This is a genomic window from Micromonospora aurantiaca ATCC 27029 (assembly GCF_000145235.1).
In the GTDB taxonomy this organism is placed as follows: Bacteria; Actinomycetota; Actinomycetes; order Mycobacteriales; family Micromonosporaceae; genus Micromonospora; species Micromonospora aurantiaca.
This window is the reverse complement of record NC_014391.1, coordinates 3,901,722-3,917,728: the sequence shown is the minus strand read 5'-3', so window position 1 is coordinate 3,917,728 and position 16,007 is coordinate 3,901,722. Positions and strand designations below refer to the sequence as shown.

Genomic DNA, 16,007 nt, shown 5'->3' with positions numbered 1-16,007 from the left:
CGGTCAGTCGCGTCCGTCGACGCGCTGCCGGAGGGAGCGGCCGGCCCGGAAGGCGCGCCGGGGGAGCCACACCCGCAACCCGACGAGAACCAGGATCAGCACGAGGGGCAGGACCAGGTATTGCCAGCGCATGACGCCTCCGCTCGTTCGGGGCGGACCGGTGGTGTCCACCGGGCACCTCCGTGCCCGGTGCCGGCGCCGGTGAATCCGTCCCTGCGGCCCGGCCGTCCGGGGTGCGCGTCGCCGGCCGGCGGTCTCACCCGGGCTGTTCCACGCCGTGCTCGGCGGCGATCCGGGCGATCTCGGCGGGTGTGCCGGCCATGATCGTGCGGGCGTGCGCGGTGACGAGGCCGGTGGGCCAGTCCCACCAGGCGGCGTGGCGGAGCCGCACGATGTCGGCGTCGTCGAAGCGTTGCCGGATCGGCCGGGCGGGATTGCCGCCGACGATCGTGTAGGGCGGCACGTCGGCGGTGACCACCGCGCCGGTTGCGATGACGGCGCCGTCGCCGATCCGCACGCCCGGCATGACCACGGATCCGAAGCCGAACCAGACGTCGTTCCCGACGACGGTGTCGCCGCGGCTCGGCATGGCGGTGACGATGTCGAGGGTCTGCTCGGCCCACTCGCCGCCGAACATGGTGAACGGGTACGTGGACACGCCCATGCCGGGATGGGCCGCGCCGGCCATCAGGAATCGGGTGCCGGAGGCGATCGCGCAGTACTTACCGATGACCAGCCGTTCCGGTCCATAGGCGTACAGGACGTTGCGGTGCTCGAAGCCGGTCGCGTCGTCAGGATCGTCGTAGTAGGTGTAGTCACCCACGACGATCTTCGGTGACGTCACCAGTGGTTTGAGGAACACCACGCGGTCGAAGGCGGGCAGCGGGTGGACGGTGCGGGGGTCGGGTGTCATCGGTCGGCCTCCTGGTGGGACGGTCGGTGTGCGGTCTTGACGCCGGCTCAGGCGTGCAGGTCGGCCAGGACGCGGGCGCGGGTGGGGTGGCGCAGCTTCCGCAGCGCCTGGCTCTCGATCTGGCGGACCCGCTCCCGGGTCAGCCCGATCCTCGTGCCGATCTCGTCGAGCGTGCTCGGCCGGTCGTCGTCGAGGCCGTACCGCTGGCAGATGACGGCCGCCTCGCGCTCCGACAGGGTGCCGAGCACCTCGTCCAGGTAGCGGCGCCGCCAGGAGGACACCACGACGCCGGCCGGGCCCGGTGCCTCGTCGGGGAGGAGGTCGCCCAGCTCGGTCGTGCCGGCAGCCCCGGCGACCGGCGTGTGCAGCGAGACCGGCTCGCGGTCGTGCCGCAGCAGCAGTTCCACCTTTTCGGCGGGCACCTCGACCCGGGCGGCGACCTCAGCGGGCGTCGGCTCCCGGTCGAGTTCGCCCGCGAGCGTGCGGCGGGTCCGGTTCACCCGGTTGAGCACCTCGACCAGGTGCGCCGGCAGGCGGATTGTGCGGCTCTGGTCGGTGAGGGCCCGGCCGATCGCCTGCTTGATCCACCAGGTCGCGTACGTCGAGAACTTCAGTCCACGCCGGTGGTCGAACTTCTCGACCGCCCGCATCAGGCCGATGGTGCCTTCCTGAATCAGGTCGAGCAGCGGCAGCCGGCCGGCGAGCGCGTACCGTTTCGCGACCGAGACAACCAGCCGGAGGTTGGCTTCGATCATGTGGTGCCGGGCGCGACGCCCGTCGGCGACGAGTCGCCGCAGCCGGTCCTGCTCGGCCGCGCCGACCCGGTCGCCGTCGTCGTCCAACCGCCGCTGCGCCAGGGCGCCGGCCTCGATTCGGGCGCCGAGGCGCGTCTCCTGCTCGGCGGTGAGCAGCGGCGTTCGTCCGATCGTCCGGAGGTAGGCGGCCACCGCGTCGGTGGTGTGGCCGGCGGCTGCAGGGGTGGTGGCGAGCATGAGGCGTGCTCCTTCCGGGACGGTGCGGGGCTCGGGACGGGCGGCGGGTCAGCGGCGGCCGGGGATCCGGCGGGGCTGGCGCCGGGGGGCGACCACGGGGACGTGCGGCCGGCGCGCCGGAGCGAGGTGCGGGCGGCGGGGCTTGCCGGCGGCGATGTCGCGGGTGTGGGCGGGCATGTCGGGCTCCCTTCCGTGCCGGCTGTTCGCCGGTACGACCTAAAGTTAGGCCCAACCTAAAAACATGTCAAGAACAATTTTTGGTTCGTACCAGGTATGGTGGGGGGCGTGACCGCGCAGAGCACCGGCCTCCGGGCCTTGAAGAAGCGCCAGACCAGGGAGAACATCTCGGGTCAGGCCACCCGCCTGTTCCTCGAACGTGGCTTCGACAACGTGACGATCGCCGAGGTGGCCGCCGCCGCGCAGGTGTCCAAGATGACCGTCACCAACTACTTCCCTCGGAAGGAGGATCTGGCGCTGGACATGCACGACGAGTTCGTGCGGCAGCTGGCCACCGTCGTCCGGGAGCGCGAGCCCGGCGAGTCGGCGCTGGCGGCGCTGCGCCGCGCCTACCTCGCGGCGGTGGCCGCCCACGACCCGGTCATCGGGTTCTCCGGTTCCGCGTTCGCCCGGATGATCGCCGCCAGTCCGGCGCTGGTGACCCGTCTGCGCGAGTTCCACGACGACCGGGAGAAGGCCCTGGCCGCCGCCCTGGCCGAGGAGACCGGGAGCCGCGAGGACGACATCCTGCCCCGGGTCGCCGCCGCGCAGCTGGCCGGCATCCATCGGCTGCTGTTCGAGGAGACCATGCGCCGCACCATCGCCGGGCAGGGCGACGACGACATCGCGCGGGCCGTCACCGGCTACGCGCACGTCGCCTTCGACGCCCTCGCACCCGCGCTCGCGGACTACGCCGTCCGCCCGGCAGGTGGGTGGGTGCCGGGTTGAGCTGGAGGACAGCATCCGGCGGCCGGCGGACTACCTTGCCGGCGTGGCCCCGATCCTGCCTGTCCGATCGAGCCTGAGCAATCCACCCAGCCGCTGTTTTGGATCTAGCCATTTGCATCTGGCGATGCAGAAGAGGGGCGTCGTAGGGTTCCGCCATACCCCGAACGACGTACCCGCTGGGCGGATCCGCCCAGTTCCTCAGTGGAACGGTGGCTGGTCGTGACTGCACATCCCGTGGCGGAAGATCCTGCCTCGACGACGGTGGACTGGGTGGACGACATCCTGTTCACCGGCCGCGACACCGACGTCTGCCTGCGCCTGCCCGAACCGGTCGACAAGGGCACGCTGCGCCGGCTCGTCGGCGAGGCGCAGGACCGGCTCGCCGGGGCCGGGCTGCGCGCCGGAGGCGCCGCCGCGCTGCGCCTGCCGCCCTCGCTGGCGTACGTGGCGCACCTGCTCGCCACCTGGCGTACCGGCGCCCAGGCGGTGCTGCTCGACCACCGGCTCACCGACCACGAGGTCGACCAGGCGCTGCGCCGGCTCGGCCCGCAGGTGGTGGTCGCCCCGGTACGAACCGGCGGCGGCGCGCTGCGGATCTTCGTCGACGTCACCGCGGGGGTCAGCGCGTACTCCGACCGCCCGGCGGGCAGCCCGCACGCGGTGATCCAGCTCAGCTCCGGCTCCACCGGACCGTCCAAGGTGATCGGCCGCACCGCCGCCGACCTGGTCGCCGAGGTGCACCGCTACACCCGCATCGACGGCGTCGCGCTGCCCGGCGAGCGGATCATCCTGCTCCCCAGCATGGTGCACGTGCTCGGCCTGGTCGGCGGCCTGCTCTACGGGCTGCACGCCGGCGTCGAGCTGTGCCCGCCGGAACGGCTCAGCGGCGACGCGATCCTCGCCGCCGTCGCCGCCCAGGACACCCCGGCCACTGTGCTCGGCGTCCCGTTCCACATCGGGCTGCTCGCCTCCACCACACCGGCCGGGCCGCTGCCCCAGCTCAAGCGCATGACCACAGGCGGCGAGCTGGTGCCCGCGGCCGTGGCGGACGCGTTCACCGGCCGCTACGGCGTCCCGCTGGGCAACATGTACGGGATGACCGAGGTCGGCGTCATCGGCACCGACCTGTACGGGCGGCACCGGCCCGCCATCGCGCCCGCCCCGGGCATCGAGGTACGCGAGCGCGACGGCGAGCTGTGGGTGAGCTGCCCGGCCAACCCGTACGTCGGACTGGCCGACCCGACCCGGTGGGCCGACGGCTGGCTGCACACCCGCGACGCCGGCGTGGTCGACCCGGACACGGGCCTGGTCACCATCAAGGGCCGGCTGGACTCGCAGGTGTCGGTGGGCGGCTTGAAGGTCGACCTGACCGAGGTGGAGGCCACGGTCGCCGGCCTGCCCGGCGTCGTCGCCGCGGTCGTGGTGTGGGACGACGGCATCACCGCGTACGTCCAGACCGACCGCTCTCTGACCGAGGACACGCTCGACAAGCTGATCGCCGAGCGGCTGGCCGGCTTCAAGCGTCCCCGCACGCTGCGCCTGCTCGACCAGATGCCCCGCACCACCACCGGAAAGCTGGTCCGGTCCGTCCCGGCGCTGCGGGATGCGGCGTCGTGACCGGCCCGCTGTACGAGCCGCACACCCGCCGGACGCCCACCGGACGTCCGGTCCACCCCGAATCCCGCCCCGGACCGGCCGGGCAACGCGCCACCCGCGCGCCCGACCCCGCCGGTTCACACGCACACGGTGTCCCGACCGGGCACCGTCAGCCGGTACACGGAGAAGAGGTCTGAACCCATGCGAGACGAGGTCCGCACCTTCGTCGTCGAACAGCTCGCCGACATGAACTACGACGTGGAGGAGCTCGACGACGACACCACGCTCGGCCCCTCCGGCGTCGACCTGGAGTCGCTGGCCCTGGCCGACCTGGCGGTCCGCGTCGAGGACCGCTACGCCGTGAAGTTCGCCGACGACGAGTCGGAGAAGCTGGCGCTGATGACGGTCGGCGAGTTCACCACGATGGTCGCCGACCGGGTGGCCGCGAACAGCGACAAGTCCTGATGTCCGGTCAGCCCGACCTGGGGCGAGCTGACCTGGTGAGCATGCTCGCCGAACTGACCGCGAAACCCGCCGACCAGGTGCCGGACCGGCTCGGCTCGATGGAGCTGGCCTGGCTGGTGCACATGGTCGAGCAGCGCTACGACCGCCGGCTGGACCTGAGCGACGACGAACTCGCCGGCATCCGCACCGTCGACGACGCGCTCGCGGTGTTCCGTGGCTCTCTCACCGCTCCCGCAGATGGCTGAGCGGGAGACCGTACGGATCACCGGCACCTACGCGCTCAGCGCCCTCGGCAGGGGCGCCGACGCGCTGCTGGCCGGAGTGCTCACCGGCACCCCGGCGTTCGCGCCGGTGCGCCGTTTCGACACCACCGGCCGCCGGGTGACGGTGGCGGCCACCCTGCCGGACGTCGGCACGCTCGCCGGCGAGCTGACCGACGCGATCGACACCGCCGCCCGGGCCGCCGGACTGGACCGGGCCGGGCGGGCGGAGTCGGCGCTGTTCCTGGCCACCCACGGCGGGCCGTACTCGCTGCCCGTACCGCAGGGGTGGGACGAGCCGACGGTGCCGGCGCTCGCCGGTCACCTGGCCGCACGGTGCGGCCTCGGCGGGCGTACCCGGATCTACACCACCGCGTGCGTGTCGGCGAGCAGCGCGGTCGCCGACGCGGCGGCGCTGATCCGCCGGGGCCACCTGGAGCGGGTCGTGGTCGCGGCCGGTTACCTGGTCGAACCGGACCAGTACGCGCTCTTCGACGCCGGCCGGGCGCTCGCCGCCGACGGCGCGGTACGCCCGTTCAGCGCCGGGCGCAAGGGCCTGCTGCTGGGCGACGGGGTGGCCGCCGTGGTGCTGGAGTCGGCGGGCGCCGCCGCCCGGCGGGGCGCCGAGACGCTGGCGAGCGTGGCCGGGTGGGGCCGGGCGGGGGACGCGTACCACGCGTGCCAGCCGCACCCGGACGGGCTCGGGCTGGCCCGGGCGGTCGAGGCGGCGCTGCGCCGGGGCGGGCTGCCCCCGGACGCGATCGGTTACGTCAACGCCAACGCCACCGGCACCCCGTTCAGCGACGCCTCCGAGGCGGCGGCGCTGACCCGGGTGTTCGGCGAGGACGCCGGGCGGCTGCCGGTCAGCTCCACCAAGTCGGTGCACGGGCACGCGCTGGAGGCGTCCGGGTTGCTGGAACTGCTGGTCACCGTGCTGGCCCTGCGGCACGGCAAGCTGCCGGTCACCGCCGGCTGGCTCGGCCCCGACCCGCAGTGCCCGCTGGACGTCATCCGCGACGCCCCGCGCCCCGCGCGCACCGAACACGCCCTGACCCTCAACGCCGCCTTCGGCGGCGCCGACACGGCCCTCCTGGTGAGCACCTCATGACCGCCCCCGCCCCCCACCCCGACCTCCCGCGATCTTGCACTCACGGCCCCGGCGAACCGGGCACAACGCCCGCGCCCGGGGCACCAACCGCAAGATCGCGCGACGGGGGGGTCGTGGTGCTCGCGGAGGCGCGGTGGCCCGAGGACGGGGACGGGGGCGCGGGGCCGGCCGGGGTGCCGGGGTTCGTGCACTCGCCGTTCGCGCCGCTGGTGGCCGCGGTGGCGCAGCGCTGCCTCGCGCGGCGGTACGGCGCCGGGCCGCTGCCGCCGGGCAACCGGACGGCTGTGGTGCTGGTCAGCGCCGGTGGGGACACCGCCGGGGCGGCGCACGTACGCGCCACTGTGGCCGCGGGCGGGCGGATCGGGCCGCTGTTCTTCTTCCAGTCGGTGCCGAACAGCGTGGCCGGGCACGTCGCGGCGCGCTGGGGACTGGACGGGCCGGTGGTGTGCCTGAGCCCCACCGGCGACGCGCGGGCCGAGGGGGAGGCCGAGGCGGACCTGCTGCTGTACGACGGCGACGCCGCACAGGCGTTGCTGATCCTGATCGAACTGGCACCGGACGGTACGCCGGGCGAGGCGACCGCGGTGCTGCTGGGGGAGGGAACACGTCAATGAGGACGAAGGGACTACGCGGCGCGCTCGCGGCCGACGCCGAGCTGGGCGCGGGCAACGTGCTCGCCCGGGTGCTGGCCCACGGCGCCGACCCGGACGGGCCGGGGCTCACGTTCGACACCGAGATCGACGGCCACCCGGCCGAGACCCCGCTGACCCTGGGCCGGCTCGACCGGATGGTCGCCGCCCGGGCGGCGTGGCTGCACGAACGCGGGGTGAAACCCCGCGACCCGGTCGCGGTCTGGGCCGGCACCGCCGCCGACATGGTGCTGTCGTTCCTGGCGCTGACCCGCCTCGGCGCCGTCCCGGCGCTGATGAACGGCAGGCTGCGTCCCGAGATCGCCGCCGAGTACATCCGCCGGCTGCGCGCCGCCGGGGTGCTCGCCGACGCCGCGCACGCCGAGGCGCTGGCCGGGCACGACCTGGGCGCGCCGATGCTCGGCGAGCCCGCGCAGGCCGGCACCGGCGACCCCGACACGGCACCCGCACACTACCGGCACCACCCGGACGACCCGATCGTGATCACCCACACCTCCGGCACCACCGGTGTGCCGAAGGCGGTGCTGCACTCGCACGCCAGCCTGTTCGCCGCCACCCGCCACCTGCTGTCCATGCCGCAGGCACAGGGCACCACACGCATCCTCAACGCGCTGCCGGCCCCGCACACCGCCACAGTGCTCATGGTCAACCAGGCGCTCGGCAACCGGGCGGAGATGTTCCTGCTCTCCGACCAGGGCGGTGAGCGGGTGCTGGACGCGATCCAGCGGTGGCGCCCGGACGGCGTGTTCGGCTTCTCGGTCACCTGGGCCGAGCTGGCCCGCTTCGACCTGTCCGGCTACGACCTGGACTCGGTGCGGCTGTGGTTCAACACCGGCGACTGCTCGCACGAGCCGCACGTACGGCGGCTGGTCGCTGTCGGCTCCCGCGACGTGGTGACGCGTGGCGGCGTGACCCGGGTACCCGGGTCGGTGTTCATCGACGGGCTCGGCTCCAGCGAGATGGGCCACTCGATGTTCCACATCACCCACACCACCGACACCGACCGGTACGGCCGCTGCGTGGGCCGCCCGTACCGGTTCGCCAAGGTCGCCGTGCTCGACGCCGACGGCAACGAGCTGCCGCCCGGGCAGGTCGGCTGGCTCGGCATCGACTCGCCGTCGCTGTTCCGCGGCTACTGGAACGACTCGGTCACCACGTACCGGTTCCGGCTGCGCGGCTGGTACCTCACCGGCGACCTGGTGTACGCCGACGAGGACGGCCGCTACTACCACCTGGACCGGGCGGTCGACTCGGTCGAGGCAGGCGACGGGAAGCGGTTCTTCACCGCGCTGTCCGAGGAACGCATCCTCGCCGCCTGCCCCGACGTCACCGATTGCACTGTGGTGATCGTCAAGGCGGACGACGGCACAGTCACCACCGACGTGCTGCTGGAGCTGGCCGCCGGCGCCGACCCGGAGGCGGACCGCACCGAGCGCATCCGTACCGCGCTCGGCCCGGACGTGGCAGCCACGCTGCGCCGGATCGTCCCGGTACGCGCCGACGACATCCCGGTCACCGTGACCGGCAAGGTCCGCAAGGTGGCGCTGCGCGAGCGCTACCTGACCGAGGCGCCGTCGTGACCGCCGTCATCACCGGCATGGGCCTGTTCACCCCGGCCGGGCGCGGCGTGGCGGACACGTTCGACGCGCTGATCACCGGCCGGTCCGGGCTGCGCCGCCCGCCCGAGGGACACCCGGCGGCGGGCAGCCTGGAGGTGGCCGGGGTGCTGCCGGACATCGACCCGCGCAGCGTCGCCTCCGGACCGGAGACGAAGGTGCTCGACCGGGTGGTGCTGCTCGCCCTGATCACCGCCGCCGAGGCGCTCGCCGACGCCGGCATCGAGGTGGGCCGCGACGTCGACCCGGAGCGCATCGCGGTGATCGTCGGCGGCGTCGGCGGCATGTCCACGCTGGAGGGCCAGGTGCTGGCGCGGGCCGCCCGGGGCCGGGCGGCGGTCAGCCCGTACCTGCTCACCGGCATCCTGCCGAACATGCCATCGGCGCGGATCGCCATCGCGCACGGCATCCGCGGCTACAGCTCGTCGGTCGGCACGGCCTGTGCCTCCGGTGCCCAGGCCGTCGCCGACGGGGTACGCCTCATCCGCTCCGGCGAGGCCGACGTGGTGGTGTGCGGGGCGAGCGAGGCGCCGCTGTTCGGCACGTTCGCCGACACGTTCGGCAACGCCCGGGCGCTGGCCCGGGGCTGGGACGAACCGACCGAGGCGAGCCGCCCGTTCGACAAGCGGCGCAACGGTTTCGTGCTGGCCGAGGGCGCGGCGCTGCTGGTGCTGGAGCGCGCCGGGCACGCCGACGGCCGGGGTGTGCGCGGCTACGCCGAGGTCGCCGGTTTCGGGGCGAACACCGACGCGTACCACCCGACCGCGCCGCGGCCGGACGGCGCCGGAGCGGCGGCGTGCATGCGCCGCGCGCTGGCGGCCGGCGGGGTCGGGCCCGCCGACGTCGGGTACGTCAACGCGCACGGCACCGGCACCAAGCTCGGTGACATCGCCGAGACGACCGCGCTGGCCGAGGTGTTCGGCACCGGCGGCGTGCCGGTCAGCTCCACCAAGGCGCTCACCGGGCACCTGCTCGGCGCGTCAGGGGTGCTGGAGGCCGCGGCCACCGCGCTGGCGCTCGACAGTGGCCTGCTGCCACCCACCTACCACCTGGACGACCCGGACCCGGAGTGCGAGGCGGACCACGTCCGCGCCGTGCCCCGGCCCACCCGGGCCGGCCACGCGCTGACGAACTCGTTCGGGTTCGGCGGCCAGAACGTCAGTCTGCTCCTGCGCCGGCTCTCCGGGCCGGCCCGCCGGGCCGCCACCCCGGCCGCGGGCTGACCGGACTCCAGTCCCGGGCGTCCGTCCGGGTCGCGATCACGGGGGGAACAGGGGAAGCCCATGACCATCAACGGGATAGATCATCTCGAACTGTACGTGGGGGACGCCCGGCAGGCGGCCTTCTACTTCGACAACGCGGTCGGTTTCCGGCTGTGCGGGCAGGGCGGTCCGGAGACCGGGCTGGACGGGCAGCGCTCCCTGCTGCTGGCCCAGGCCGGCATCCGGCTGCTGCTGACCACCGGACTGTCCGCCGAGCACCCGGCGGCCACGTACGTGCACCGGCACGGCGACGGCATCGCCGTGGTGGCGCTCGCCGTGGACGACGCCGCCGGGGCGTACGCCGAGCTGGTGGACCGCGGCGCGACGGCGCTGAGCCCGCCGCGCACCTTCACCGGCGCGGACGCCGAGGTGGTGGTGGCCGAGGTCGGCGGCTTCGGCGACGTGGTGCACCGCCTCGTCGAGCGGCGCGGCGACCCGGGTGTGTTCCTGCCCGGCGCGATCGAGCCGGTGACCGCGCCCGACGGCACGGACACGCTGCTCGCCGAGGTGGACCACCTGGCGATCTGCGTGCCGCCGGGGCAGCTCGACGAGACCGTCGCGCACTACGAGAAGGTGTTCGGCTTCGCCGACATCTTCACCGAGCACATCGAGGTCGCCGGCCAGGCGATGAACTCCAAGGTGGTGCAGAGCCCGTCCGGGACTGTCACCTTCGTGCTGCTGGAGCCGGACACCGGCGCCCGGCCGGGGCAGATCGAGGACTTCCTGCGCTGGCACGCCGGGGCCGGGGTGCAGCACCTGGGCCTGCGCACCGACGACATCGTCACCGCCGTGGGCGCGCTCGCCGGGCGCGGGGTGCGGTTCGCCAGCACGCCCGGCGCCTACTACGACGGGCTGGAGCAGCGGGTCGGCCGGCTGGACGCGCCGGTGGACCGGCTGCGCGAGCTGAGCATCCTGGTCGACTCCGACCACGACGGGCAACTGCTGCAGATCTTCACCGAGTCGATGCACGTGCGCCGCACGCTCTTCCTCGAACTCATCGAGCGGCGCGGGGCGCGCACCTTCGGCAGCGGCAACATCAAGGCGCTCTACGAAGCGAAGGAACGCGAGCTGGCCGCGGCGGGGGCGACCCCCGGCGTCGCGGCCGGAGGGGTTGGGGCATGACCACCATCGATCCCGGGCTGACCGCCGAGGAGGAGGCGCTGCTTCCCTCCGACGAGGACGTCCGGCACTACGCCGAGCACGGCTGGTACCTGTCGAAGAAGCTGCTCACCGACGACGAGGTGGACGAACTCGTCGCCGCCACCGACAGCTACTACGCCGGGGACCGTGACCGCCGCCTGCCGGTACGCCCGCCGAAGCTGGCCTACTGGGAGCCCTCCAAGGGTGACGTGCAGCGGCACAACGACTACGTCCACCACGAGCACGACGGCATCGCCCGCATCCTGCGCAAGCCGCTGATCGGTGCGGTCGCCGCCCGGCTGGCCCGCGCCGCCGAGATCCGGATCTTCCAGTCCACGCTGATCTGGAAGCCGCCGATCGCCGGCGAGCCGTCGAACATCGTGCCCTGGCACTTCGACAAGCACTACTGGGCGTCCTCGTCGTCGGAGAACATGCTCACCGCGTTCATCCCGTTCCACGACTGCGGTGAGGAGATGGGCACCATCACCATGGTCGACGGCTCCCACCGCTGGCGGGAGATCGGCGCCGACGACACGGTGGTCCGGCACTTCGCCGACCGGGACCGCGACCAGCTCGAGGTGATGCTCGCCGAGAACGCGGCGTACAACGGCGCCGAAATCCGCAAGATCCCCATGGTGATCCCCAAGGGACACATGAGTTTCCACCACTGCCGCACCTACCACGGCAGCGGTGCGAACGTCAGCGGCCGGCCCCGCCGGGCCGTCTCGCTGCACCTGCAGGACGGCGACAACGCCTGGCGGGAGTATCCGCTCTCCGACGGCACCCTCGCCGCGTACAACCACGACGTGCTGGTCCGCCGCACCCACGAGGGCCGGCCGGACTACGCGGACCCCGATTACTGCCCGGTCATCTGGCGCGACCGCGCCCAGCAGGGAGGCTGACAATGTCACGGTACGACTGGGGTAAGACGCACCCGGGCATCGAGCGGCTGGAGCGGGCGGTGACCGAGCGCCGCGACGTGGTGGTCAAGCACCCCCTCTACGCCAACCTCGACACCCACGACGCGCTCGTCACGTTCATGGAGCACCACGTCTTCGCCGTCTGGGACTTCATGTCCCTGCTGAAGTCGTTGCAGCGGCAGCTCACCTGCGTCACGGTGCCGTGGATCCCGACCGGCCCGACCGGCAGCCGCCGCCTCATCAACGACATCGTCATGGTCGAGGAGAGCGACGAACTCGGCGACGGCTACATCAGCCACTTCGAGCTGTACGTGCAGGGCATGACCGAGGCCGGCGCCGACACCACAGCCGTGAACAAGCTCGTCGACCTGCTGCGCGACGGCACCCCGGTCACCGAGGCGCTCGGCGCCGCCGGCGTCCCCGCGGCGTCCGCCGCGTTCGCCGGCACCACCTGGCGCATCATCGAGACCACCCCTGTGCACTGCCAGGCCGCGGCGTTCGCGTTCGGCCGCGAGGACCTCATCCCCGAGATGTTCACCCAGGTCGTCGCCGTCAACGAGCGCAGCAACAGGCTCAACAAGTTCGTCGACTACCTGGAGCGGCACATCGAGGTCGACGGCGAGCAGCACACCCCGATGGCCATGCAGATGCTGGCCGACCTGTGCGGCGACGACGACACCAAGTGGCAGGAGTGCGCCGACACGGTGAACGCCGCGCTCGCCGCCCGCGCCCGCCTCTGGGACGACATCCTCGCCGCCGTCAAGGAGGGCCGTCCGGCGTGACCGGCTCCGACCCGCTCCGGCTCTACCGGACGGTCCGGCTGATCCGCCGCTTCGAGGAACGCGCGATCGAGCTGGTCCGCGCCGGGGAGATCGTCGGCGGCATCCACCCGTACCTCGGTCAGGAGGGGATCGCCGCCGGCGTCTGCGCGGCGCTGGACCGCGAGGACCTGGTCACCGGCACCCACCGCGGGCACGGGCACGTGCTCGCAAAGGGTGCCGACCCGGCCCGGATGCTGGCCGAACTGTGCGGCCGGGTCACCGGGCTCAACCGGGGCCGGGGCGGGTCGATGCACGCCGCCGACTTCGGCGTCGGCGTCCTCGGCGCCAACGCCATCGTCGGGGCCGCCGGGGCGATCCTCACCGGAGCGGTGTGGGAGCGCCGGCGGCGCGGTGCCGACATCGTCGGCGCCACCTTCTTCGGCGACGGCGCGGTCAACGAGGGCATGCTCCTGGAGGCGTTCAACCTGGCCGCGCTCTGGCGGATACCGGTGCTGTTCGTCTGCGAGAACAACGGCTACGCCACCACCATGCCGGTCGACGGCGCGGTCGCCGGCACCATCGCCGGGCGGGCCGCCGCGTTCGGCATGCCGGCGGCCACCGTCGACGGGCAGGACCCCGAGGCGGTACGCGAGGTCACCGCCGCCGCCGTCGCGCGGATGCGCGCCGGCGGCGGACCCGAGCTGGTCGAGGCCCGCACCTACCGCTTCGACGCCCACCACACCTTCGAACATCAGGTACGCCTCGACTACCGACCGCCGGAGGAGGTGGCCGAGGGCCGGTCCCGCGATCCGGTGGACATCGCCGGAGCACGGCTCGACCCGGCGGTACGGGCCGAGGTGGACGCCGCCGTCGAGGCGGAACTGGACGCCGCCGTCGACTACGCGCTCGCCGGGCCGCACCCCGACCCGGCGACCGCCCTGGACCACCTGTACGCCAGCGGGCTCACCGCCCGGACCGGAGGTGGCTGATGCCCCGGCTCTCCTACCGCAGGGCGCTCACCCGGGCGCTCGCCGACGAGATGACCCGCGACGAGTCGGTCGTGGTGCTCGGCGAGGACATCCGGGTGGCCGCCGCGAACGTCACCACCGGCCTGCTGAAGAAGTTCGGCCCGGAACGGGTCCGCGACACCCCCCTGTCCGAGCAGGCGTTCACCAGCTTCGCCACCGGCGCGGCGCTGGCCGGGGCCCGCCCGGTGGTGGAGTTCCAGATCCCGTCGCTGTTGTTCCTGGTCTTCGAGCAGATCGTCAACCACGCGCACAAGTTCCCGCTCATGACCGGCGGCCAGTGCGCGGTGCCGGTCACCTACGTGGTGCCCGGCTCCGGCTCCCGCACCGGCTGGGCCGGGCAGCACTCCGACCACCCGTACGCGTTGTTCGCCCACGTCGGGGTGACCACAGTCGTACCGGCCACCCCGGCCGACGCGTACGGGCTGCTGGTCTCCGCGATCCGCTGCGACGACCCGGTGGTGGTCTTCGCCCCGGCGGGCGCCCTGGACCTGCGCGCCGACGTCACCGACCTGGTGCCCGTGCCGCTGGGCCGGGGGATCGTCCGCCGCGCCGGCACCGACGTGACAGTGGTGGCGGTCGGGCACCTGGTGCACGACGCGCTCGCCGTCGCCGAGGAACTCGCCGGGCAGGCGTCGGTGGAGGTCTTCGACCCCCGCACGCTCTACCCGTTCGACTGGGACGGGCTGGTCGAGTCGGTGAGCCGCACCGAGCGGCTGGTGGTCGTCGACGACGGCAACCGCTCCTGCGGCATCGCCGGGGAGATCATCGCCACGGTGGTCGAGCGGGCCCGGCTGGCCGCGCCACCCCGCCGGGTCACCCGCCCCGACGGCGCGGTGCTGCCCTTCGCGCCCGCCCTGGACCGGGCCGTGCAGCCCGGCCGCGACCAGCTCGCCGCCGCCATCCAACTGACCCTCAAGGACGGATGAACGATGGACCCGAACTACACGTGGCCGCCGCTCGGCCAGGCGTGGACCGACCTGCCCGAGTCCACCCGTACCGCGATGGTGACCACCGGCGCCGTGGCCTGGGAGAAGATCTTCCACGGCCGGGCCACGTACAACAAGCAGTGGCGGCTGGCCCGCCCGCCCGTGTTCACCGCCGACGCGTTCCGCGAGCTGAACGAGGTCTGCGACCGCATCGCCCAGCTCATCCTGGAGGCCTGCCGGCGCCGCGCCCGCACCGCCGGTGAGCTGCGCCTGCTGCTCGACGTGCCGGACGGCGAGACCCGGCTGCTCGACCCGGACGAGGAACTGCACGAGGGGCTGCTCGCCGCGTACCGGCCGGATGTGCTGTTCTCCGGCGGCGTGCCGTGCATCGTCGAGTACAACATCGACAGCAGCCTCGGCGGCGGCTTCGACGCCGACACCGTGATCCAGCGGTACGCCGAGCTGTACCGTACCCATGACCTGCTCGACGGCGCCCGGCCCGCGCCGTCCCTGCTGGACCAGCGGTTCGTGGCCATCCGGGACACACTCGGCCTGCCCGACGGCGCCCGGGTGGCGCTGCTGATGGACTTCGACGCCGACTACCCGGGGCTGGACGACCCGGAGACGTTCATCCGGATCCTGTCCCCGCTGATCGACCAGGCCCGCCCGTTCGGCATCGACCTGGTCATCGCCCCGGTCGCCACCGCCACCCTGGACGGGCAGAACCGGCTGGTCGTGGGCGGCGCCCCGGTGGACGCCCTGTTCCGGCTGTTCGTGCCCAACCGGGTCACCCCCAGCGCCGGGCTGGACGCGGTGGCCGGCGCGCTCGCCGCCGGCACGCTGCCGATGTTCGTCAGCAGCGCCGCCTGGCTGCTCAGCAACAAGCTGAACTACGCCTGGCTCTGGGACGACCTGGACCTGCTGCCGGAGGACGACCGGACGCTGATCCGCCGGTACGTGCCGCACACCGTGGCGCTCACCGCCGACCAGCTCGACCGGGCCCTCGCCGAACAGGCCGACCTGGTCGCCAAGCCGGCCGGCGGATCAGCCGGGCACGGCGTGCTGATCGGCCGGGAGATGACAGCTGTGGCGTGGGCGGACGGGGTACGCGCTGCGATCGCGGAGGGCGGCAACATCCTTCAGCGCTACCACGAGGCGGACCGGGTGGCGATGGACTTCGTGCAGATCGAGACCGGTGAGACGGTCACCGCCGACGTCCCGTACAGCCTCGCCCCGTACCTGTTCGACCGCACAGGTTCAGGCGCGCTGGCGCGGGTGGGCTACCCGGGGTGCGACGAGGTCCTCAACCTGGCGAGAGGCGTCCTCCTGACCGGCATCCTGCTGACGGACTGACCCGCTCCATCCCCGTCCACCCCCGTTCCCCCTCACTCCCAGCGTTGATCAAGGAGTTTGGGTCCTCACGGG

Annotated in this window: 18 protein-coding genes; 14 read left to right on the top strand and 4 right to left on the bottom strand. The window is 73.4% G+C overall.

Annotated features, from left to right (window positions below; genetic code table 11):
* Positions 1–3: 3 nt before the first annotated feature.
* The 4 genes from MICAU_RS33475 to MICAU_RS33470 form a co-directional block, all read right to left on the bottom strand.
* Positions 4–132 carry a hypothetical protein gene (locus MICAU_RS33475; RefSeq protein WP_013286645.1) on the bottom strand — a complete coding sequence of 43 codons (129 nt, stop codon included), beginning with the start codon at positions 130–132 and terminating at the stop codon, positions 4–6.
* Between the two features lie 124 nt (positions 133–256).
* The gene (locus MICAU_RS17385; protein ID WP_013286644.1) at positions 257–913 is read right to left on the bottom strand and encodes a CatB-related O-acetyltransferase; all 657 of its coding nucleotides are present in this window, start codon (positions 911–913) and stop codon (positions 257–259) included.
* A gap of 47 nt (positions 914–960) precedes the next feature.
* Entirely contained in the window at positions 961–1,905 is a 945-nt protein-coding gene (locus tag MICAU_RS17380; RefSeq protein ID WP_013286643.1) for a sigma-70 family RNA polymerase sigma factor, read from the bottom strand.
* 48 nt (positions 1,906–1,953) lie between these two features.
* Positions 1,954–2,082: a hypothetical protein gene (locus tag MICAU_RS33470; RefSeq protein ID WP_013286642.1), complete on the bottom strand. Its 129-nt coding sequence runs from the start codon at positions 2,080–2,082 to the stop codon at positions 1,954–1,956.
* A 108-nt stretch (positions 2,083–2,190) separates the two neighbouring features.
* Between MICAU_RS33470 and MICAU_RS17375 the strand changes: the two genes are divergently transcribed.
* The 14 genes from MICAU_RS17375 to MICAU_RS17310 all read left to right on the top strand — a co-directional run bounded on the left by MICAU_RS17375 (position 2,191) and on the right by MICAU_RS17310 (position 15,935).
* On the top strand, positions 2,191–2,850 hold the full coding sequence (locus tag MICAU_RS17375) for a TetR/AcrR family transcriptional regulator (RefSeq protein WP_145753546.1): 660 nt from the start codon (positions 2,191–2,193) through the stop codon (positions 2,848–2,850).
* Between the two features lie 219 nt (positions 2,851–3,069).
* A complete protein-coding gene (locus MICAU_RS17370) occupies positions 3,070–4,467 on the top strand; it encodes a class I adenylate-forming enzyme family protein (RefSeq protein ID WP_049794881.1) in 1,398 nt (465 codons plus the stop codon).
* 180 nt (positions 4,468–4,647) lie between these two features.
* Positions 4,648–4,911 (top strand): acyl carrier protein, encoded by a 264-nt coding sequence (locus tag MICAU_RS17365; protein WP_013286639.1) that lies wholly within the window; start codon positions 4,648–4,650, stop codon positions 4,909–4,911.
* Positions 4,911–5,156 (top strand): hypothetical protein, encoded by a 246-nt coding sequence (locus tag MICAU_RS17360; RefSeq protein WP_013286638.1) that lies wholly within the window; start codon positions 4,911–4,913, stop codon positions 5,154–5,156. The genes MICAU_RS17365 and MICAU_RS17360 overlap by 1 nt, the downstream gene beginning before the upstream one ends.
* Positions 5,149–6,279, top strand: a complete 1,131-nt coding sequence (locus MICAU_RS17355; protein ID WP_013286637.1) for a beta-ketoacyl-[acyl-carrier-protein] synthase family protein — start codon at positions 5,149–5,151, stop codon at positions 6,277–6,279. The genes MICAU_RS17360 and MICAU_RS17355 overlap by 8 nt, the downstream gene beginning before the upstream one ends.
* Positions 6,280–6,392: 113 nt before the next feature.
* Positions 6,393–6,893, top strand: a complete 501-nt coding sequence (locus MICAU_RS17350) for a beta-ketoacyl synthase chain length factor (RefSeq protein WP_013286636.1) — start codon at positions 6,393–6,395, stop codon at positions 6,891–6,893.
* A complete protein-coding gene (locus tag MICAU_RS17345) occupies positions 6,890–8,509 on the top strand; it encodes a class I adenylate-forming enzyme family protein (protein WP_013286635.1) in 1,620 nt (539 codons plus the stop codon). Before MICAU_RS17350 ends, MICAU_RS17345 begins: the two co-directional genes overlap by 4 nt.
* Positions 8,506–9,768: a beta-ketoacyl-[acyl-carrier-protein] synthase family protein gene (locus MICAU_RS17340; protein WP_013286634.1), complete on the top strand. Its 1,263-nt coding sequence runs from the start codon at positions 8,506–8,508 to the stop codon at positions 9,766–9,768. The genes MICAU_RS17345 and MICAU_RS17340 overlap by 4 nt, the downstream gene beginning before the upstream one ends.
* Positions 9,769–9,828: 60 nt before the next feature.
* The gene (gene hppD / locus MICAU_RS17335; protein WP_013286633.1) at positions 9,829–10,929 is read left to right on the top strand and encodes a 4-hydroxyphenylpyruvate dioxygenase; all 1,101 of its coding nucleotides are present in this window, start codon (positions 9,829–9,831) and stop codon (positions 10,927–10,929) included.
* Positions 10,926–11,849 carry a phytanoyl-CoA dioxygenase family protein gene (locus MICAU_RS17330; RefSeq protein WP_013286632.1) on the top strand — a complete coding sequence of 308 codons (924 nt, stop codon included), beginning with the start codon at positions 10,926–10,928 and terminating at the stop codon, positions 11,847–11,849. The genes hppD and MICAU_RS17330 overlap by 4 nt, the downstream gene beginning before the upstream one ends.
* Before the next feature lie 2 nt (positions 11,850–11,851).
* Positions 11,852–12,649 carry a DUF3050 domain-containing protein gene (locus tag MICAU_RS17325; protein WP_013286631.1) on the top strand — a complete coding sequence of 266 codons (798 nt, stop codon included), beginning with the start codon at positions 11,852–11,854 and terminating at the stop codon, positions 12,647–12,649.
* Positions 12,646–13,617, top strand: a complete 972-nt coding sequence (locus tag MICAU_RS17320; protein WP_013286630.1) for a thiamine pyrophosphate-dependent dehydrogenase E1 component subunit alpha — start codon at positions 12,646–12,648, stop codon at positions 13,615–13,617. Before MICAU_RS17325 ends, MICAU_RS17320 begins: the two co-directional genes overlap by 4 nt.
* On the top strand, positions 13,617–14,582 hold the full coding sequence (locus tag MICAU_RS17315) for an alpha-ketoacid dehydrogenase subunit beta (RefSeq protein ID WP_013286629.1): 966 nt from the start codon (positions 13,617–13,619) through the stop codon (positions 14,580–14,582). Before MICAU_RS17320 ends, MICAU_RS17315 begins: the two co-directional genes overlap by 1 nt.
* A gap of 3 nt (positions 14,583–14,585) precedes the next feature.
* On the top strand, positions 14,586–15,935 hold the full coding sequence (locus tag MICAU_RS17310; RefSeq protein ID WP_013286628.1) for an ATP-grasp domain-containing protein: 1,350 nt from the start codon (positions 14,586–14,588) through the stop codon (positions 15,933–15,935).
* Positions 15,936–16,007 lie beyond the last annotated feature (72 nt).